The sequence below is a fragment of the Pseudomonas atagonensis genome, from assembly GCF_011369485.1.
Classification (GTDB): domain Bacteria; phylum Pseudomonadota; class Gammaproteobacteria; order Pseudomonadales; family Pseudomonadaceae; genus Aquipseudomonas; species Aquipseudomonas atagonensis.
In genome coordinates this window covers 15440-35421 of record NZ_VXCA01000032.1, presented here as the reverse complement: position 1 = coordinate 35421, position 19982 = coordinate 15440, and the positions used below count along the sequence as shown (strand labels likewise).

Here is a 19982-nt window from a genome sequence, read left to right as displayed (position 1 = left end):
TACACCCTCGCACGCGGCGCATGCCGCCCCACTCAACACAATGAGCGTTAGCTCGAGTACCGCTCTTGATCTTGATCCCGGAGCGAAGGAACCCGAGCCTTAGCGAGGGCCGTACGTCAGGGCAAAAGACCTTTGGTTACTTTGGGGCGTTTGCCAAAGTGACCCGCCGTAAGGGCGGAACCGCCAGCCGCCCCACCCGCACCAACGGATATGTCCCCAGTCAGAACCCCACACTGGCCTGCACAAAGAACGTCCGAGGCGCCCCCACATACATCCCCGAATTGTTATCACTCGAACGCGTAAAGTACTGCTTGTCAAAAACGTTCTTCACCCCAGCCCCCAACTTCAAATTGGAAACCTGCGGCCCAAAGTCATACCCGCCACGCACGTTCCAGGTCACATACCCCGGAATATCGCCGTACTGCCCATCCGCCGTACCGTCAGTAATGTAGTTGCCGTTGAAACTGCCATCAGCATTCACCCCGGTACCCGGCGAACGCTGCTTCGACTGGGCAAAACCATCAACGTTGTAAGTCCAGCGATTGACGTCATACCGCAAACCAACCGTCGCCACCTGACGCGAATAGAACGGCAGATCACGGCCCTTGAACCCCGGAATCTCGCCTTCATAAGTCGCACGGGTGTAGGTGAAACCGGCATTCGCGGTCAGACCGTCAAGACGCGGATCCAGCGCCGCCATGTCGTAATGCACCGACGCTTCAATCCCCTGATGCTTGGTCGCGCCGAGGTTGGTCCAGCCCACATCGTTGCTGATGTATTGCAGTTCGTCATCGAAGTCGATGTAGAACAGCGTCACTTCCCCGCCCCACACGTCATCGTTGTAGCGCGTGCCGATCTCGTAGGTCTTGGCTTTTTCCGGTTCCAGGCCGTTGGCCGTCTGATCGCCCGAGCCGCCCTGGCCCAGCTGGAAATACTGCAGACTGCCGAACGAAGTCTCGTAGTTGGCGAACAGTTTCCACGCGTCCGACAGGTGATACATCACGCTCAGTGCCGGCAGCGGTTCGTTGCTTTCGATGCTGCGGTTTTTCTCCGGCACGGGTTTTCCGGCAGTGTCGAGCACGGCACGATCATGCCAGTCGGTGCTGATGTGTTCGAAGCGAATACCCGGTGTGATGGTCCAGTTGCCGACGTCGATTTTGTTGTCGACGTACACCGAGTTGGCCTCGGTACCGCCGGTGCGGTCCTGGAACACATGGCCGTCCGAGGTCTTGGTGACCACCGGTTGGTTGTTGACCAGCGCCAGTCGGCTCGACTCTTCGTGCATAGCTTCTTTGAGGTAGCGATAACCGACGCTGACTTCCTGCGTGGTCGGGCCGACGTCAAACACACGCGACACCCGTGGCTCGATGCCCAGCGTGTAGTAGGAACGCGGGTAGGAGCTGAGGGTTTTCTGGTCGCGGGCGGCGATGGTGCTGCCACGGAAACTGTCGGTGTAATAGGTCAGCACTTCAGCCTGCGTGCGCTCGTCGATCTGACGGATCCACTTGAACGACACATCCTTGCGGCGGCCGGTAAAGTTGTCGTAATCGCGCACCGAGTCGTACGGCTTGTCGTCGTACTGCTTCTGCGTCAGGCCACCGGGCATGTCGGCGCTGGCGTCGTAGTAATGGAAATTGAGGCTGAAATCGTCCTGATCGGTCGGCGCCCAGTGTGTCTTGAGCAGCACGTCGTCGATGTCGTTGCCGTTGTTGCGCTCGCGGTAACCGTTGCCGTTGACGCCGGAATACAACAACGCCACGCCCATGCCGTTGTCGGCGGTACCGCCAAGGAACGCGGTGTCGATGTGCTTCCAGCCGCCGTACTGAGTAGTTTCCAGTGTGGTGCCGATTTCACCCGTGGCTTTTTGCGGAATCGCACGGGTCACGAAGTTGATCACGCCGCCGACGTTTTGTGGCCCGTAACGCACGGAACCGGCGCCACGAACCACGTCGATGCTGTCGAGGTTGCCCGAGGAGATCGGCGCCATCGACAGCTGCGGCTGGCCGTACGGCGCGAACGCTGCCGGCACGCCGTCGATCAGCACGGTGGAGCGCGGCGACAGCCGCGAGGTCAGGCCGCGCACGCCAACGTTCAGCGAGATATCGCTGCCGCCGGTGCCGTTGGAGTCCTGTACCTGCACGCCCGGCACACGCTTGAGCACATCGCTGACGTTCATCGCGCCCTGCTCGACCATCGCCTCGCGGCGGATCACCGTGCGTGCGCCCGGGTGGTTCTGCACCACGGCGGCATCTGCGTCACCGAGCCAGTCGCCGACCACTTTGATGTCGGTCACGCCCAACTCCAGCGGGCCATTGCTGGCAGCGGAAGTCGCAGCGGGCGACAGGGTCACCGAGCCTTCGTTGATCTGATAATCCAGACCGCTGCCTTGCAGCAATTGACGCAGGGCTTGCTCGGGAGAGATGTCGCCATCCACCGCCGGCGCCTGCTTGCCGGCGACAAGGTCCGGGCTGAAAAACACTTGCAGCGACGTCTGCTGACCCAGTTCGCTAAGCGCCTGGCCCAGTGGCTGTGCGCGAATGTGGATGGCTTCGCCGGCAAAGGCCAGCGGCATCGCCGCGTTGACCGCCAGCGCGAGGGCCAGCGGCAACCAAGGGGATTTTTTGTTGTTGGCAGTGGTGTTTTTCACGTCGAACGTAGTCCTGTGGATCGCAAGAGTGTGCGGCTGTTAATGCAAACCAGTTGCAGTTGAACAGGAAGACGATGAACTCGAAAAAAACCTGAATTTTATTTTGAAATTATTTCCTGACTGCCATCCGCAAGGGTGCGAACGGCCACCGGCAGGATGCTCGGCAAGGCCTTGAGCAAGGCCTCGGTGTTGTCGGATTTGAACACGCTGGTCAGGCGCAGACTGGCTACATTCGGGTTACTGACCGTCAGCGGCTTGTCGCGATAACGCGACACTTCGGCGGCGACTTCGCTGAGGCTGGCATTGTTAAACACCAGTTTGCCGCTGCGCCACGCCGTCAGTTCTGCCGGGTTGACCGCGTAAGCGTTGGCCACCACACCCTGCGTATCGACATGCGTGCCCAGCCCTGCGGTCAGACTGATGAACTGATCATCCGGCGCATTACGCCCCTGCACCTTGACCGTGCCCTGCTCCACCGCCACGCGGGTTTGCGTGACGTCGCGACGCACATCGAAGCGAGTGCCGGTGACCGTGACCTTGCCGCTGCCGGCTTCGACCACAAAGGGCCGCGCGGTGTCGTGCTGAACGCTGAACATCGCCTCGCCTTCAGTCAACTCGATCAGCCGGCGATCCTTTTCATAGCGCACCTGCAAGCGGCTGCGGCTGTTCAGATCGATCACCGAGCCATCCGGCAGCGCGACATGTTTGCGCTCGCCCAACGCCGTGGCGAACTCGGCGCTGTAGCCTTCAGGATGATTCAAACCGCTGAACAGACCGAGACCAAGCGCCACCGCCAACACACTGGCCGCTACTGCATAGCGCAATAACGGACGGCGCTCGCGGCGACCGGATGGTGTTTCGGCAAGGGCCTTGAGCCGTGGCGCCGGCAACAGATCGGCAGCCGACCACAAGCCTTGCAGCAACTGGAATTCGTCGCGGTGTTGCGGGTGTTCATTCAGCCACGCGTCGAAGCGCTGCTGCTCGTCGGCGCTGACGACCGGCTCCTGCAAACGCACAAACCAGCGAGCCGCGTCATCGCGCACCGTCGTTTGCCCGCACGCGCAATCACGAGTATCCATCATGGAATGTCCTGTTTGGCTGGGGATGAAAAGCTGCGGCCGGTCATGACTGCAACCCGTCGAGGCGATCACGCAGATGCCGCAGGGTGCGGATCATATACTTTTCGACCATGTTTCTGGACAGCCCCAGGCGTTCGGCGATTTCCGCCTGAGTCAGGCCTTCGATCTTCTGCCAGACGAAAATCTTCCGGCAATTGACCGGCAACTCCGCGAGCGCCCGTTCGATGGAGTCGGCCAACTGGATCGCATGCATGTAATGCTCCGGGTCGCCGGACGACGACACACTGTGATCGATCGCCTCCGACTCCATGGCACCGCGCCGATCCTCACGCCGATAGCCATCGACCGCGATATTGCGTGCGGTCTGGTGCAAATACGCCCGGGGCTGCTGCACCGCCGCCGAATCGGATTCGAGCACCCGCACAAAGGTGTCGTGCGCCAGATCCTCGGCCTGCGCGCGATTGCGCAGGCGACGAGTCCAGGTGCCGATCAACTCTTCGTAATGCTCGAAAAAGCCGGGTCTGCGGGGGCGCATGGGATATGGGCGGCGTGGTGAGGAAAGGGGCGTGAATAGTAATGCTTCCTATTAAGCCGAAGCAATGGATTCCTCTGCGCGTCGACGATGAGACGTTTCCGGCCATTACAAAACCCAATGTGGGAGCGGGCTTGCTCGCGAAGGCGTCAGTTCAGTCAGTGCAGATTTGACTGAGCCACCGTCTTCGCGAGCAAGCCCGCTCCCACAGGGTTTTGTAGTGTGTCAGCCTTTTTCGTCGATGCCCGCTTGCAAAGTCTGGCTGTCCAGATGCCCGCTGAGGGTAACCGGGCCGACTTTCAGGTTGCCGTTTTCAAGGGAAACCTTCGGTGCGTTTTCCTCGGTTTTGTGGGGCAGGTCGAGGCCGGCTTTTACGCCGTAGTCACGGTTGTTCAGGTCGGTGCTGCTGACCTTCGAGCCACCCAGATCAACCTTGCCTTCAGTCGACGAAATACGTGCGCCGGTCAATTGTGTATTGCCGCCAACCCCGATGTTCACACCCTGGCTGCCGCTGATGCCTGAGGCCTGCGCCACGCTGTGCTTGTGCGCGTACTCACCCTGCGCTTTCAGCGTCGGTTTGTAGTCGGTACCGGCGAGTTTTTCCTTGTCGCTCGGCGGGTTCCTCTTCGCCGTCAGACCCAGATCGACATCGACCTCGGCGTGAGTCTGCGAGTCCTGACGGCTATCGACCTTCAGGTCACCGGCAACCTTGCCGCTGACAGTCTTGGCGTCGATCCGCGCGCCCGACAGCTGTGCATCACCGGCGCTGTTCAGTACCAGCGTGTCAGCCTTGATCTGGCTGTTCTGCTGTGTGGTGCCTTGCAGGTAATCCACGCCCACCTTGGCGCTGGCGTTGAAGCCGTGATCGCTGCTGGCCTTTTCATCGGCAGCCGTCGGAGTCTTGCTACTCAGGTTACCGCCGGCATTCAACGCAACACTCCAGTTATTGCGGTTGTTGCTGGATTGGGTGGACTCCTGAACGTAGCCACCCTTCTGCGCGTCGATGCTGACGTTTGGCGCGCTGACTTGCGTGCCTTGCAGGTGTACCGAATCGCCACTCAAGGCGATTGCGCCCTGACCGTTGAGTTGGCCGCCCGTCAGGTTTTGTGCGCTCTCGTTGACCCGACCGATGTTGAAGTTGCCGCTGAGATTGCCGCCCTGATCGCGGCTTTTTTCGCTGCTGGTTTTGCTGCCGCCGCCCTTCAAGCCGCCGCCGAGATTGCTGCCGGTGGCGTCGTGAGTGTCGGTAGCGGCTTGCAGATCGAGTTTGCTGTCGGCGTGCAAATCGATGCCGCCAGCACTGTCGATTTTCGTGCCTTGCTGGGTCTGATTGCCGCCGCTGCTCAACTGCACGCCGTTGCCGCTGATGCTTGCTACGTAGGACTGTGTGTCGGTGGTTTGTTTACCGGTGTGATCGAGCTGGAACCCGGCGCCTAGGTCAACGTTAGTGCCGTCGGTGCCGGGCAAGGTGCCGACGGTCAGCGAGCCGTTGCCGCGCAGGCTGGATTCGCTGCTGTGCTGGCGGTCGTTGGCTTGATTGAGTGCAAGATCGCCGCCGGTATTGATGCTTACACCGCCCTGCCCGCCGTCAAAACGGCTACCTTCGATCCGCGCGTCGCCCGCTGTTTTAATGTTCACGCCTTGGCTGCCGGCATAGCCGCCGACCACTGCCGTGGAGCTGTCCTTGGCGGACTGGCTGCTGCCACCCGCGCCGCTGCCGGCGACGTTCACGTCCTCACCGGTTTTGGTGTAGACCCGCACGTCGACCTTGGCGTCCACCGCGTTGTCGGTGCTCCTGTGCGTGTTGCTCGCGGCATCAGCCAGCATTTTGTCGGCGCTGATGTTCACTTTGCCGGCACTGGCGTTGTACTGGGTGCCCTGTTCGTGCAGCGTTCCCGTCACGTTGACGTCGACGCTGGCGCCGTCAAAACGGCTGACCACGGCGTTGCTGATCTGCTCGGATTTGCTCGCGCTGCCGTGGCCGATGGCGACGTCGATACCGACATTCGGCTGACCGAGATTGGCCAGTGCTTCCTTGTCCGGCACCTTGCCGTTGAGCACGTCTTTGACGGCGCCCGCGACAGGTCGGGCGATGTCTTTGTACTCGACGTTGGCGCCGATGTCCGCCGACCAGTTGTTCTCGCTGTGGCTGCTGTTCTCGGTGTTGCTCGCCGCACGGTTGTCGACTTGGTTGGCGACAACGTTCAGACCGTTGCCCGCCTTGAGCTGCGCGCCTTCAGTGGCGAGCGTGTCGGCATTGATGTTCAGCCCACCGCTGCTCTGCACGTGGGTGGTTTGCGCGGTGGTTTTGCTGGTCGAATCCTGCGAAGTACGGTGGGCGAAATCGATGCCGCTGCCGGCGCGGTCGAGGCCGCCGGTGTAGTAGAAACCGCCGCCGGTGCTGCTGTTTTCGGTGGAGGTTGTGTGGCTGTCCTCTTCGGCCAGCAGCGCGACGTTTTTGCCGCTCAGGGTCGTGTCGCCGGCAGTGGATTTCACTTCGGCGCCTTTGAGGGTCACATCACCGCCGGCCTTCACCTGCACGCTGTCGCCGCTGAGGCTGGAGCCTTGCTGGGTGACGTCGTTGCGGGTCACGGTTTGTTGCTTGTCTTCGTAGTGAATCCCGGCGCGATATTGCTCCGGCGTTTGCTCTTTGGCGTAAGCATCGAAGCCGCGATTCTCGGCGGCGACCGTGCTGTCGTGAGTGTTCTGTGCCGAATGTACATTCACATCACCCGCCGCATCCGCCGTCAGCGCACCGCCAGCCTTGACCGTCGAGCCGGCCACTTCAATGTCCTTGGCACTCTTGAGCTTGAGGTTGCTATCGGAGACCAGTTCGCTGCCCAGCGTGGTGCTGTCCTTGCTGTTCTGCCGCGACTCGTCCTTGGTGATGCCGAAGAACTTGCTGTCCTTGTCGTGATGGTTGCTGTGCGAGGTGTCCTGCACGCCGTCGATGGTCAGCGAACCCTTGTCGCTGATCACGCTCGCTTCGCTGGCGCCGCGCACCTGGCTGCCGCTGATGCGCACCTCGTCTGCCTTGACGATCAGGTTGCCGGCGGCGTTGATCTTGCTGCCCTGATGCCGGGTCTGGCCCTTGTCGGCATCACCGGTCTTGCCGAAGAAACCACCGCCGACCAAGTCGCCGGAGTAGCGGTTGTCGTTGCTCCGGCTGGTGCGTGTGGCCGTGGTGATTTCCACTTGTTTGCCGGCCAGTTGCAGGTCGCCCGCACTGGTCAGTTCTGCGCCTTCCGAGCGCAACAGCGCAGCGGTTTGCAGGGCAATGTTGCCAGCCTTCAACTGGCTGGTGACGCTGCGCTGTTCTTCGCTGCTGTTGTCCCAGTTGGCCTTCCACAGGTGTTTGCGATGGTTGCCCTGATCGGTCTGGACATGACTTTCCGTGGCGGCAGTCAGGCGCAGGTCGCCGCCGCTTTGCACGTCTAGATTTTTCGCCGCTTCAACCTTGGCGGCTTTGAGTTCGGTGTCTTTGCCGGAAGACAGTTTCGCGTCGCGGCTGGCAACGATCTGGCTGCCGTGCTGACGGGTTTCGCTGTCGGTCTGGTTGCGGTCGTAGGTTTCCCAGGTGATGCCGATGGTGCTGTTGTTCCAGTTTTCGCGTTTTTCCTGGAGCCTGCGACTTTCCACCGTGGTCAGGGTCAGGTTGCGTTTGGCCTCGACGGTGATATCGCGGCCGCTGACATCGGTGGCGGCCAGGGTCAGGTCCTTGCCACTGTGCAAAGCGACATTGCCCTGATTGCTGCGGATGCCTGCGCGGGTCACGTCGAGGCTGTTGGCCACGGCTTCACCACTGACACTGAGGTCACCGGCCGAGCGAATCTGCACACCATCGCGCCCCGCCACTTGCACCGCGCCAACCCGCACGCCGGCACCTTCAGCGGTGCTGACGATATTGATGCGTCCGGCCTGCATCGCGCCGAACAGGCTGGCGTCGATGCGCTGATCGCCAGTGTTGCCCGCCGGGTCCACGGTTTTCACCTGACCGGTGGCGTAGTCGAGCTGATTGCGCCCGACCGTGAGGTTGAGTTGATCGCGGGCACTGATCGCGCCTTGAGCGTCGATGCGCGGGGCGATCAGGTTGATCGAGCCCTCGCCGTTGCGCAGCCCGCCGTTGTGAATCTGCAACTGACCGCTGGCGTCACGGGTGTTCAAACCTTGCAATTTGCCGTCGTTCAGTTCCGGGCGACCGACCAGCAAATTGGCGTTCGGCGTGTTGATGAAACTGCCGCCGTTCACCGAAATACCGTTGGGATTGGCCAACACGTAATCGGCAGCGCGACCGAAGATTTCCTGCGCGCCATTGATAGCCGACGGGTTGCGGCTGATCACTTCGTTGAGGATCACGCTGGCGGCCTGCCCTTGCAGTTGCGGGTTGGCGGCCAGTTGCCCGGCGAGTTGCGACTGCCCGGCCTGCAAGGCGTTGTTCAGCACCAGGCCCTGGCGGTCGACGTTGTAGTCGAGGAACTGGTTGTGCGACAGGCCCGAACCGTTGGGCGCGACGATGTTGACGATGGGCACACCGCCTTGGGTTTGCAGTTGCGCGGTGCCGCCGGGTCCTGGAGCGACGACCACCCCACCGGCGAGCGCGCTCGGCAGGTGGACGGCGAAGAACAGGCTGGCAATCGCCCAGCGCAATTTGCCCCGCGGGGAAAGATGAAATGCAAAGGTGTGTGCTGGCATAAAAACGTCTCCATGTAAGTACGGCATCACGTCGCGCGTTTTGGTCTTGGCCGTGGCTGTCGCGCTCAGATCCGGCGGCTGTTGGTTCACTGCTTGATTCGGTTGGTAAAACGTCATATCTGCACCCCGACCCGCATCAGCCAGGTTTCAGGCTCGTGCGGCAGCCCGGTCGGGGTGTTGAGTGCGCGTTGGTAATCGACGTCCACTTGCAGGTTTTTCCAGCCCAGGTTCAGGCCGATGCTGGCGCCGCTCAAGCGTTGGCTTTGAGTGCGGTTATCGGCCTTGAGCCAGCCGTGGTCGAGGCCAACGCGCGGAGTGATCTGCACGGGCCATTCGCTGCGCAACGGCAGGCGCAAGGTGTTGCGCCAGATCGCACCGCTGGCGCCCGAGACGCTGCTGACCCGGTAACCGCGCACCGCCGAATCGTCGGTGCCGAGCAGTTGTTCGATGGCCGGCAACGGATCGGGGCTGTACTGCAAATTGAGTTGGCTCTGCCACTGCCACGCTTGCCCGCCGAGCTGGCCGTTGCGCCATTGGCTGAGGCCGGCGCGGTACTTGCGAAACTGTGCCTTGGGCAGATTTTTGACCTGATGCTGTGCGTCGTCATCGGCACCCAGCCAGCGCAGGCCTTGGGCGTAATTGACGTCGAGGTTCCACACCGCGCGGTCGAGCCAGAACAGGTTCAGTCCCGCCTCGGCAACTGTCAGGGTCGGGCTCTGAATGTTCAGCCGCGCACTCTCCAGGTAGCTGTCGACATCCTTATGTGCGAGTTGCAGGTTGGCGCTGAGCTGACGGCTCTGATCACGCCACAGCACACGATCGGCACGCAGGCTGAGCTGGTCGGTGATGCCGGTGCTGTGCAAGGTCACGCTCGGCAACTTGAGTGGCGCGCGATATTCGGCGTGACTGGCGAATACGCTGTAGGTCCAGTAACCGTAGGGAATCGCGTAATACAGGCTGGCGTTGCGGCTGTAGCGGTCGCCCTGATTCAGCGTGTCGCTGGCGCTGAGGCTCAACAGGTCGTTGAGTTGCAGCGGGCTGTCGAGGCTCAGGCTGACGGTGTCACGATCACGCCCGGTGCTGGCGCTGCCGAGGTTGTCGATACCGGCATTCAAGGCCCAGCGCGACTGCCCCGAGGTGCGCGGACGCAGGATGATTCGCGAAGCCCCGGGCTGGCTGCCGGGCGCGATATCGGCGGTCAGGTCGACCGAGCGCAGGCGATTCAGCTGATCCAGGCCCTGCTCCAGATCACGCAGATTGAGCGGCTCGCCGAGCATGCCGGGGAACGCACCGCCCAGCGAAACCAGCAGGCTCTGATCGGCCAGTTCGATGGACTCGATGTAGCCTTCGTCGATCATGATGTCGAGCGACTGCCCCGCCGCCGGCGCGCTGCTCAGGTAGGGACGGCTGGCGATGTAACCCTGCTCGACGTAAATCGCCGTGAGCGTCGCCAGCAGATGATTGATCTGGCCGATGCCCATGCACGGCGCCAACAGCGGCTTGATTCGCGCGTTGAGCTTGTCGTTGTCGATCAGCGTGACCCCGCCAATGCGCGTGCCGCTCAGCGGCCAGCAACGCTCATCGGGAGCGACGGTCTGGGGCATGGCCGGAGTCACCGGCGCCGGGCCGAATGCGCCGCGCTCCAATTGGCGCTTTCGTTGTTCAAGCTGAAGTTGTTGCAGATCGCGCTGTTGCTGTTGCTGCTGGCGCAGCGCTTCCTGGCCCGGCACGCCAGGTTCGGCGGCTTCAAGCGATGAGGCACACACACTCAACACAAAGGCCGACAACAGCGGGCAACGCGTGGAACGACGACGAGAAACAGCGCGAAACGAATACGGCACGCAACATCCTTGCACTCATAAAATGGCGTAATGCCACTCCATCAATGCTCGTGATAGTCAGAGCCTTCCTACGCAAATGCAAGACGCTTCCTGCAGCGCTTACATTTCTTAAACATTTGCTTTTCCAACGTTTATTGTCAGCAGCAAAGCCACGCCGCTACACACGATCAGGGTTTCCCCGAGAGCCTGAGATGCGCCGGCAAGCATCAGTCCCGCGCCGATCAGCAGGTAATAAAGCAAGCCCAGCAACGCACCGGCGGTGCCCAGACGATCGGCGTAATTGACCAGCGCCGAACCGAGAATATTCGGAATCGCCATGCCGAACGCCAGTACCACCAGCACCATCGGCAGGACAAACGCGCCGCTGTCCTGTAGCCCCCAGACACCGAGTCCCCCCAGCAAACAGCTGAACCCGGCGAGACGAATCAACTGCAACGCGCTGAACCCTGCGTTCAGCAATCGCTTGTTGAGCCATGCTCCAAACCCTGAGCCCAGGGCGAGGATCACACCGCTGTAACCGAACGCCGCCTCACTCAGGCCAATTCGCTGGAACAGAAACGGGCCGAGGCTGTAATAACTGAACAACGCCACGTTGAACGAGGCGATCCACAATGCCGAGCGCCAGATAGCGGTGTCGCACAACATGCGAGCGAGAGTTTCAAACAGGCCCACCGAGGCCAGCGGTTGCGCGAGGGTTTCCGGCAAGGCGCGCCAGCTCCACAGCCACAACGTCACGGCGATCAGCAACAACGCAGCGAGCACGCCGCGATAGCCGAAACCCTGCACCAGCGCGGCGCCGCTGAACAAGCCAATCGCGGGACTGGCCGCCAGCGCCATGCCGACCAGCGAAAACACCTGCGCCAGCGCCGCGCCTTGAAAGCGGTCGCGCAGCAGGGTTTGTGTCACCACCGAACCGACCGCCGCGCCGAATGCCGCCAACGCTTGCGCCATCAACAATTGGTTGAAACTCACCGCAAACAGTCCGATGACGCAGGCCACTGCGTAGATTGTCAGCCCCGCGAGCATCGACGGGCGTCGACCGATACGGTCACACACCCGGCCCCACGTCACCACACCGAAAGCGAATGCCAGGAAATACACCGACAGCGTTTGCGCCGCCGCTTGCGGGCTTACCGCAAATGCCTGGCCGATATCTCCAAGCGCCGGGCTGTACAAGGTCTGGGCGATCTGCGGAAACATCAGCAGAGCCACGGCCAGGATCAATAAATGTCTGTTGCTGATCATCTGTTTACTCCTCAAGCAAAAAACTGCCGAGGAGTTTAAGAAACACCAACTGGCGTATTATCCAAACCCTGCCAATTTATCGTTTAAATCGGACAACCCATGGCTTGGCTTGATGCTCACGCGACGTTTGACCCTGATCACTTTGCGCAACCGGTGATCGGCATCGCCTCAACCCTCGGCGATCACGACTCAGGTCTGCATCGCCACCGCCGCGGGCAACTGCTCTACACCCGACAGGGCTGCACGCGGATCACCCTCGCAGAACAATTGTGCCTGCTGCCGCCATCGCGTGCGGCGTGGATTCCGCCGGGTGTCAGCCACCGCGCAGTGATGCAGCAAAGCGTCGACTACCGCTCCCTGTTCTTGCTCCCCGAGTGGTGCCGCGAGTTGCCGCAGCAGGTCTGCGTGATCGAAGTCAGCTCGTTGCTTCGGGCAGTACTGGAACCGATGGCTTTCGCTGATTTCGCAACCGACTGGCAGCAAGGCAAACACGCGCATTTGCTCGGTCTTTTTCTCAGCGAAATGGCTGAAACCACCCAGCAACCGATGTTGTTGCCGTTGCCGCAGGACAAGCGCCTGGCACCGTTGCTCGCAAGGCAGGAACAGTTGCCGCCGGAACTGCACGTGCTCGAACGCCAGATCGGCGCCAGCAGCCGTACCATCGGCCGGATCTTCCAGCGCGAAACCGGCATGGGCTATCAGCAGTGGCGCCAGCAGTGGCGCTTGATGCGTGCCATGGAGTTACTCGCCACCGGCCGCAACCTCGGCTTTTGCAGCGTCGAACTGGGTTTTGCCAGCGACAGCGCGTTCATCGCCTTCTTCAAATCGATGACTGGCAGCACACCCGGCCACTGGCTCAAGTAAGTAACTGACGACCGGCCACAAAAATAAATTGCCACCAAATATTACATGCGTCATATTACAGCCGTAATAACGATCCGATCGCGCAGGTATTCCGCCATGACCAGCATGCCCACCCTCGAAACTGACCTCGCTGTCCCGGTCAAGACCAGACCGCCGCTGCTTAAACGCTTGTTGATTCCCGGCGCCGGTCTGTTCGCACTGGTGTTCGTCGGTGTGTATGCGGCGCACTGGTGGGGCACCGGACGTTTTCTCGAAGAAACCGACGATGCGTACATCGGTGGCGATGTCACGGTGATCGGGCCGAAAGTCGCGGGGTACATCGAAGAAGTGCTGGTCAGCGACAACCAGCACGTCAAGGCCGGCGACGTGTTGATTCGCCTCGATGCTCGCGACTATCGCGCCAATCTGGCCAAGGCCGAAGGCGCGGTCGCAGCCGAACAAGCCTTGCTGGCCAACCTCGACGCCACCGAACAACTGCAACAAGCGGTGATCGGCCAGGCCCGCGCCGGCATTGATGCGGCAGGCGCGGAAACCTCTCGTTCGCGCGATGACAACCAGCGCTACAAACGGCTAGTGACCAGCAACGCGGTGTCGGTGGAAAGCGCACAACGCGCCGACGCTACATTCAAGACTGCGCAAGCCTTAAGCGCGCGTGCCCAGGCCGAATTGCTCGCCGCGCAACGGCAGCTCGCGGTGATCGACACGCAGAAACAACAGGCCCGCGCCGCGCTCCAGCAAGCACTGGCCGAGCGTGATCTGGCCCAGCTCAACCTCGGTTACACCGAACTACGCGCCCCGGTCGATGGTGTGGTCGGCAACCGTCGCGCGCGGGTCGGCGCGTATGCGCAGGCCGGCTCGCAGCAGCTGTCGGTGGTACCGGCCAGCGGATTGTGGGTGGATGCCAATTTCAAGGAAGACCAATTGGCGCGGATGAAACCCGGCCAACGCGTGAGCATCCGCGCCGACGTGCTGTCCGGTCAGGAATTCCATGGGCGTCTGGACAGCCTCGCCCCGGCCACCGGTTCACAATTCAGCGTGTTGCCGCCGGAAAACGCCACCGGCAACTTCACCAAAATCGTGCAACGGGTACCGGTGCGCATCCTGCTGGATCCGGCCGATGGCGTGCTCGGTCATCTGCGGCCGGGGCTGTCGGTGACCGCAGAAGTCGACACCCGCGCGGCGCCGCAAACCAGTGCCGTGGCCAGCGCGCCATGAGCCGCGCCCTCGCCGCCCCTGCGCAACCGTTCAATGCAGCGGACATGGACACCGCGACCAAGGTGTTTGCCTTCGCGACGATGTGCATCGGCATGTTCATTGCGCTACTGGATATTCAGATCGTCTCGGCGTCGTTGCGTGACATCGGTGGCGGGTTGTCCGCCGGCACCGACGAAACCGCGTGGGTGCAAACCAGTTACCTGATCGCCGAAATCATCGTGATTCCATTGTCTGGCTGGCTGTCGCGGGTGTTTTCCACGCGCTGGCTGTTCTGCGCCTCGGCGGTGGGGTTCACCCTCGCCAGCCTGCTCTGCGGCGTGGCCTGGAACATCCAGAGCATGATCGCTTTCCGCGCCCTGCAAGGTTTTCTCGGCGGCTCGATGATTCCGCTGGTCTTCACCACGGCGTTCTTTTTCTTTACCGGCAAACAACGGGTCATCGCCGCTGCAACCATCGGCGCGGTCGCTTCGCTGGCACCGACGCTGGGGCCAGTGATCGGAGGCTGGATCACCGATATTTCCTCGTGGCACTGGCTGTTCTACATCAACCTGGTGCCGGGTATTTTCGTCGCCGTGGCGGTGCCGATGCTGGTGAAGATCGACCAGCCGGAACTGTCACTGCTCAAAGGCGCCGATTACTTGAGCATGGTGTTTCTTGCGCTGTTTCTCGGTTGCCTCGAATACACCCTCGAAGAAGGCCCGCGCTGGAACTGGTTCAGCGATCAAACCATCCTCACCACCGCGTGGATCAGTGGTCTGGCGGGATTGGCCTTCATCGGCCGCACCTTGCATGTGGCCAATCCGATCGTTGATCTGCGCGCGCTCAAGGATCGCAATTTTGCCCTTGGCTGCTTCTTTTCCTTCGTCACCGGGATTGGCCTGTTCGCGACGATTTACCTGACGCCGCTGTTTCTCGGCCGGGTACGTGGCTACAGCGCGCTGGACATTGGCTTGGCCGTTTTCTCCACCGGGGTGTTCCAGATCATGGCGATTCCTCTGTATGCCTTCCTGGCCAACCGGATTGATCTGCGCTGGATCATGATGGTCGGGCTGGGGCTGTTTGCGGTGTCGATGTGGGAGTTCAGCCCGATCACCCACGACTGGGGCGCAGGGCAATTGATGCTGCCGCAGGCACTGCGCGGGATTGCCCAGCAATTGGCGGTGCCACCGGCGGTGACATTGACGTTGGGTGGGTTGGCGCCGGCACGCTTGAAGCATGCGTCGGGGTTGTTCAACCTGATGCGCAATCTGGGCGGTGCGATTGGCATTGCCGCGTGCGCGACCATTCTCAATGACCGCACCAACCTGCACTTCACGCGGTTGGCCGAACACCTGAACAGCAGCAACGAGGCGATGAATCAGTGGCTGTCGCAGGTCGGCGGCAACCTCGCGGCGCTGGGCCAGAGCGGCGACGTCGGCGTCACCGCCAGCCTGCACCAGTTATGGCTGCTGACCTACCGCGAAGCACAGACGCAAACCTACGGCGACACGTTTCTGATGATCATGGTGTGCTTCGTCATCGCCACGGCGATGGTGCCCTTGATGCGCAAGGTACAGCCACCGGCCGCGCCGAGTGCCGATGCACATTAAGCAATGTATCCGCAGCTAAACACTTTCCACATTCTCAGATTTGCGGGGTTTTGCGGAAGCCCACTGCCAGGCGGTTCCAGCTGTTGATGGTGCTGATGGCCACGGTCAGGTCGACCATTTCCTTTGGCGTGAACTGCGCGGCGACGACGTCGTAGTCTTCGTCCGGGGCGTGGGTCAGGCTCAGTTGGGTCAGCGACTCGGTCCACAGCAGCGCGGCACGTTCGCGGTCGCTGAAGAACGGCGCCTCACGCCATGCGGTCACCGCGAACAGACGACGCGGAGTTTCGCCGCCCTTGATGGCGTCAGCCGCGTGCATGTCGATGCAGAAAGCGCAGCCGTTGATCTGCGAAGCACGCAGCTTGACCAGTTCGATCAGGGTCTTTTCCAGCGGCAGTTTGGAGACGGCAGTTTCCAGGGCGATCATCGCTTTCAGCGCGTCAGGGGAAGCGGTGTAGAAATCGGTACGAGCGTTCATGGTGAATGTCCGGGGTGAGTGAATGTGTGACTACGTTAGTCCCGGCGCCTGGTTTGGCAAATATCCAATATTCGGGAAGAACGGTAGGCCACTTGGCGACCGCTCGTCACTCGGCGGGCACCAAGGCTTCGTTGGGTCAGACCAATATCAGGTAAATCCCCTTTCTGGAGACGCACCATGATGACGCGCAAACTCACCTCGTTATTGCTCGCCGGCCTGCTGGCCACGGCCTCGGCCGCAAGCTTCGCCGCGAACGACGGCGCTGATGCAACTGGCACCAAATCCGGCGGCGCCACCGGCTCGACCATGCCACCGGACAATACTCCGGGCGCACCGTCTGGCGGTAACAGCTCCGGCGGCACGGGATCCGGCACCGGCACCAATGGCGGCGCCAGCGGTTCAGGCTCGGGAGCGGGCGGTGGCACCGGTTCGGCCGGCGGCGGCACGGGAGGTGCCGGCGGTGGTACGGGTGGCTGAACGAACAAGAGTCACCCCAGATAAACGCATCGCCCTTCCCGGCCTTAATGCGCGCCAATGTGGGAGGGGGCTTGCTCCCTCCCACAAGGTTTCGGCTCAGCGGTCGGAGCGCAGCAATTCGGCCATGCTTTCTTCGAGCGAGAAAACCGCCGCACGATTGCGCCCGGCATTTTTCGCCTGATACAGCGCCGCATCCGCACGCTGGATAAACAGTTCCGGGCTGTCATTGCCGCTCGGAATAAACGAATAACAGCCAAGACTCACAGTGAGATACCCGGTCGGTGAGCCGCTGTGGATGATGTGTTTGTCGATCACGCTGCGGCGAATCTGCCCGGCAATCGCCAGCGCGCCGTTGATGTCGGTGTCCGGCAACAGCACCGCAAACTCCTCACCCCCGTAGCGCACCGCCAGATCGGACTTGCGCTGACAACACGCCTTGAGCACTTGCGCCACTTGCGTCAGGCACTGATCCCCCGCCACATGGCCATAGGCATCGTTGTAGCGTTTGAAGAAGTCGATATCGAGCATGACCAGACTGACCGGGCTCACCTGCCGCGCGCCCCGGGCGAATTCGATTTCCAGTGAACGCTCGAACAAGCGCCGATTGGCCAGCCCGGTGAGGCTGTCGTGGGTCGCAATCTGCTCCAGCGCCCGTTGCGCCTTGCGCAGGTTTTTCTCGATGCGCTCGCCGTCGCGCACCTGATGTATGAACACCCAGCCAAACAACCCGACACCGAGGATCACCAACGCAATGATCACGCTGGACTGAAAGGCCCGCTCGTACCAGCCCTTGAGAATCGTGTCCCGCGAGGTCGCCGCCGCGACCACCAGCGGATACGAGGCCAATTGCCGATAACCGTACAAGCGCACCACGCCGTCGACCACCGAATTGATCATCGCCGTGCCGGCCGAGGCCTCGGGCAGCAAGTTCTGATAAATCCTGCCCTGCGCCAGCGAAGAGCCGATCAGGCCCTCGTCGAACGGCCGTCGGGCGAGCAAGGTGCCGTCGGTCAGCCCGAGAAACATGATGCCTTTTTCGTCGAGGCTGAAGCTTTCGAAGAAGCGGTCAAAGTACGACATCTTGATCCCGGCCATCAGCACGCCCTGGAAATTGCCGGCGCGGTCATTGATGCGCTTCGAGATCGGGATGATCCATTCGCCATTCTCGCGGCTGTGAATGGCCGGGCCGATATGTGCCAGGGTCGAGGCGTTCTGCTGATGAAACTTGAAGTATTCGCGGTCGGCCACGCCGTTGCCACGCGGCAGGTCGGGGAACGAGGTGATGACCCATTGCCCGTCGCGGTCAAACAGAAACATGCCGTGCAATTGATCCAGTTGCTGCACGCGCCGGGCAAAGGTGTTCTGTAAACGGGCTTTCTGCCCGGCGCCGTAGCCATCGTCTTCAATCCAGTCGACAAGGCTGGTCAGCACCAGATCGGCCGCCAGAAAGGTGTCTTCGGCCTGCTGCGCCATCGCCCGGGTCAGGTTGCTGGAGGCCATTTTCGCCACGGCCAGATCCTGCCGCCGCGACTGCTCCAGTTGCAGATAAAGCAAACCGAACAGGCACAGACACACCGCTACGATGAACAACACCGCCGCTTTGCGTAACGGCAGGCGCTTGAGCGTGCCACCGGGGGCTTGATGCGGATCGTGAATGGGGATTGGCAAAAGCGTGTCCTGGGCAGGTACGACAAGGGCAAAAGCCCGAAACCCTTATGTTTTGTGAGCGTAGCCCACCACGAAACTCGGGGCAAACGCCACGATCCCGCCCAGTTGTATCGGCGCGCAGCGCATTTGGATGATCGCTGTTCGCAGATTTATTTTCGATTTCTTCTTTGCGGTTAATCCGTTGTGAAGGGGCAGGCGCGGCATTGAACTGTGTAGATGCGCCCGGAGCTTCAAACCTTCAGACAAAAAAAGGCACCCGGTCGGGCGCCTTTCTTATGCGTGGAAACCTCTCGCATCAGCGTGACGGTGGCACTCGAATGTCCCCTGCGCGGCACTGGGTCTTCACACCCTTGCCACAGGCGCCGAATTGCAGATCCTTGCCCATGCACACGCGTACTTCCGACAGTTCCGGGCCGCTGCAGATTACGGCAATGCCGTCGGCGGGAATCCCCGGATTGGCCTTGCGGAACAGGTCGGCGATTTCCTGCGCCTCGAAGTAATAGGACGTGCTGAACGGTTGCAGTTCCTGCGGAATTTTCACCGCCGCGACGGCTTTGTCCGCTTCGTCCAGATACCCCATCGCGCCGAGGCCGCTGCACGTGCCGTGCTTGGACCATTCGTGGTCGAGCAGTTTTTTCGTCGGGAACAGCGTCAGGCCTTTGCTGGTTTCCGCTGCCGACAGCGTGGTCAGCGGCGGGCACGACTCTGGCCAGCCACCGTTGGCGTATTGCGGCCACAGGCCATGCAGGACAAAGCCGTAACCCTTGCCGGAACACTGCACATCATCTTTGTGCGTCAGGCAGAAAGTCGGCGACCAGGACAACGTCAGCAGGTAGTAATCAAATACCCCCGCCACCGATTCCGCCTGTACTTTGTTCGCGTGCGACTGACGCGCCGAACTCAAGCCAATGCTACCGGCCGTCAGCGCAATCAGTGCGAAAATTGTAAACAGCTTTTTCATGTACCCGCTCCTTGGGACGCCTGCGTCCGTGGTTTTCGATCCTGACCAGACTTGGCCAGCCGTGATTTGGACATGCTTGTGTTGCAGACGCATGACGCAAGGCAACACCGTACCCCGTTGAAACGTCTACGATTAACAGGCAGACATCAACAGACAGGGATCCGAAATGAGTAAAGCAGACGAACTCGCCGCCAAACTCAAGCAAACCCGGCACACCCATGCGGATGCCGCGCTGGAGATCGATTGCTGGCCGGCGCAGGTCTACGACCTGTACCACCGCATCGAGGCCTGGCTGCAACCGGTGACCGAAGTCGGCCTGAAAATTCGGCGCAATCCTACACACGTTTGCGAAACGTCACCCGACGGTGAATCCCACGATTACGCCATCGACCAACTGGTAATAGAAGCGAATAACCGAAGCCTGACATTTGATCCCATCGCACGGTTTACCGAGGATGGCGCCGGACGCGTGCAGATCACCCTGCCGGACCGAAATACTTACCTGCTGCGCACCGTCGATGAACACCACGAAAGTCATTGGTGGTTGCAGACCGTTGAAACCGGGCAACAGCTGGATGCGATTGCGCTGACCGAGAACAACCTGCTGCAGGTCGTGCAGGAAGGCCTTGGTCTATGACGCGACCGTTCAAACTGTCAAAACTGTAATCCCCACCTCAGCCAACTGAAAGCTGACGCT

The 19982-nt window shown here is 61.3% G+C and carries 14 protein-coding genes; 5 read left to right on the top strand and 9 right to left on the bottom strand.

Annotation, left to right across the window (positions count from 1 at the left end; all coding sequences use genetic code 11):
- Nucleotides 1-220 precede the first annotated feature (220 nt).
- From F2P67_RS22365 to F2P67_RS22340, 6 genes are all read right to left on the bottom strand, one after another.
- A complete protein-coding gene (locus tag F2P67_RS22365; RefSeq protein WP_166223817.1) occupies nucleotides 221-2647 on the bottom strand; it encodes a TonB-dependent siderophore receptor in 2427 nt (808 codons plus the stop codon).
- 98 nt (nucleotides 2648-2745) lie between these two features.
- A complete protein-coding gene (locus F2P67_RS22360; RefSeq protein ID WP_166223814.1) occupies nucleotides 2746-3729 on the bottom strand; it encodes a FecR family protein in 984 nt (327 codons plus the stop codon).
- 40 nt (nucleotides 3730-3769) lie between these two features.
- Nucleotides 3770-4261 (bottom strand): sigma-70 family RNA polymerase sigma factor, encoded by a 492-nt coding sequence (locus F2P67_RS22355; RefSeq protein WP_166223811.1) that lies wholly within the window; start codon nucleotides 4259-4261, stop codon nucleotides 3770-3772.
- 222 nt (nucleotides 4262-4483) lie between these two features.
- Nucleotides 4484-8950 (bottom strand): hemagglutinin repeat-containing protein, encoded by a 4467-nt coding sequence (locus F2P67_RS22350; RefSeq protein WP_166223808.1) that lies wholly within the window; start codon nucleotides 8948-8950, stop codon nucleotides 4484-4486.
- Between the two features lie 113 nt (nucleotides 8951-9063).
- A complete protein-coding gene (locus F2P67_RS22345; RefSeq protein WP_166223805.1) occupies nucleotides 9064-10791 on the bottom strand; it encodes a ShlB/FhaC/HecB family hemolysin secretion/activation protein in 1728 nt (575 codons plus the stop codon).
- Between the two features lie 108 nt (nucleotides 10792-10899).
- Nucleotides 10900-12033, bottom strand: coding sequence for an MFS transporter (locus F2P67_RS22340; protein WP_343045171.1), 1134 nt, complete (start codon nucleotides 12031-12033; stop codon nucleotides 10900-10902).
- A 102-nt stretch (nucleotides 12034-12135) separates the two neighbouring features.
- On the opposite strand from F2P67_RS22340, the gene F2P67_RS22335 reads away from it, so the two are divergent.
- The 3 genes from F2P67_RS22335 to F2P67_RS22325 all read left to right on the top strand — a co-directional run bounded on the left by F2P67_RS22335 (nucleotide 12136) and on the right by F2P67_RS22325 (nucleotide 15704).
- On the top strand, nucleotides 12136-12900 hold the full coding sequence (locus tag F2P67_RS22335) for an AraC family transcriptional regulator (RefSeq protein WP_166223799.1): 765 nt from the start codon (nucleotides 12136-12138) through the stop codon (nucleotides 12898-12900).
- A gap of 96 nt (nucleotides 12901-12996) precedes the next feature.
- A complete protein-coding gene (locus F2P67_RS22330; RefSeq protein WP_166223796.1) occupies nucleotides 12997-14115 on the top strand; it encodes an HlyD family secretion protein in 1119 nt (372 codons plus the stop codon).
- Nucleotides 14112-15704, top strand: a complete 1593-nt coding sequence (locus tag F2P67_RS22325) for a DHA2 family efflux MFS transporter permease subunit (protein WP_166223793.1) — start codon at nucleotides 14112-14114, stop codon at nucleotides 15702-15704. Before F2P67_RS22330 ends, F2P67_RS22325 begins: the two co-directional genes overlap by 4 nt.
- Before the next feature lie 34 nt (nucleotides 15705-15738).
- Here the strand turns inward: F2P67_RS22325 and F2P67_RS22320 are convergent, their stop codons facing one another.
- Entirely contained in the window at nucleotides 15739-16179 is a 441-nt protein-coding gene (locus F2P67_RS22320) for a carboxymuconolactone decarboxylase family protein (protein ID WP_166223791.1), read from the bottom strand.
- Nucleotides 16180-16356: 177 nt separating this feature from the next.
- Between F2P67_RS22320 and F2P67_RS22315 the strand changes: the two genes are divergently transcribed.
- Entirely contained in the window at nucleotides 16357-16656 is a 300-nt protein-coding gene (locus F2P67_RS22315) for a hypothetical protein (RefSeq protein ID WP_166223788.1), read from the top strand.
- Between the two features lie 96 nt (nucleotides 16657-16752).
- Here the strand turns inward: F2P67_RS22315 and F2P67_RS22310 are convergent, their stop codons facing one another.
- Together F2P67_RS22310 and F2P67_RS22305 are read right to left on the bottom strand one after the other, a co-directional pair.
- A complete protein-coding gene (locus F2P67_RS22310; protein ID WP_166223785.1) occupies nucleotides 16753-18324 on the bottom strand; it encodes a sensor domain-containing diguanylate cyclase in 1572 nt (523 codons plus the stop codon).
- 295 nt (nucleotides 18325-18619) lie between these two features.
- A complete protein-coding gene (locus F2P67_RS22305) occupies nucleotides 18620-19285 on the bottom strand; it encodes a ribonuclease T2 (RefSeq protein WP_166223782.1) in 666 nt (221 codons plus the stop codon).
- A gap of 166 nt (nucleotides 19286-19451) precedes the next feature.
- Here F2P67_RS22305 and F2P67_RS22300 point away from each other — a divergent pair, with 166 nt between their 5' ends.
- Nucleotides 19452-19922 (top strand): hypothetical protein, encoded by a 471-nt coding sequence (locus tag F2P67_RS22300; RefSeq protein ID WP_166223779.1) that lies wholly within the window; start codon nucleotides 19452-19454, stop codon nucleotides 19920-19922.
- Nucleotides 19923-19982 lie beyond the last annotated feature (60 nt).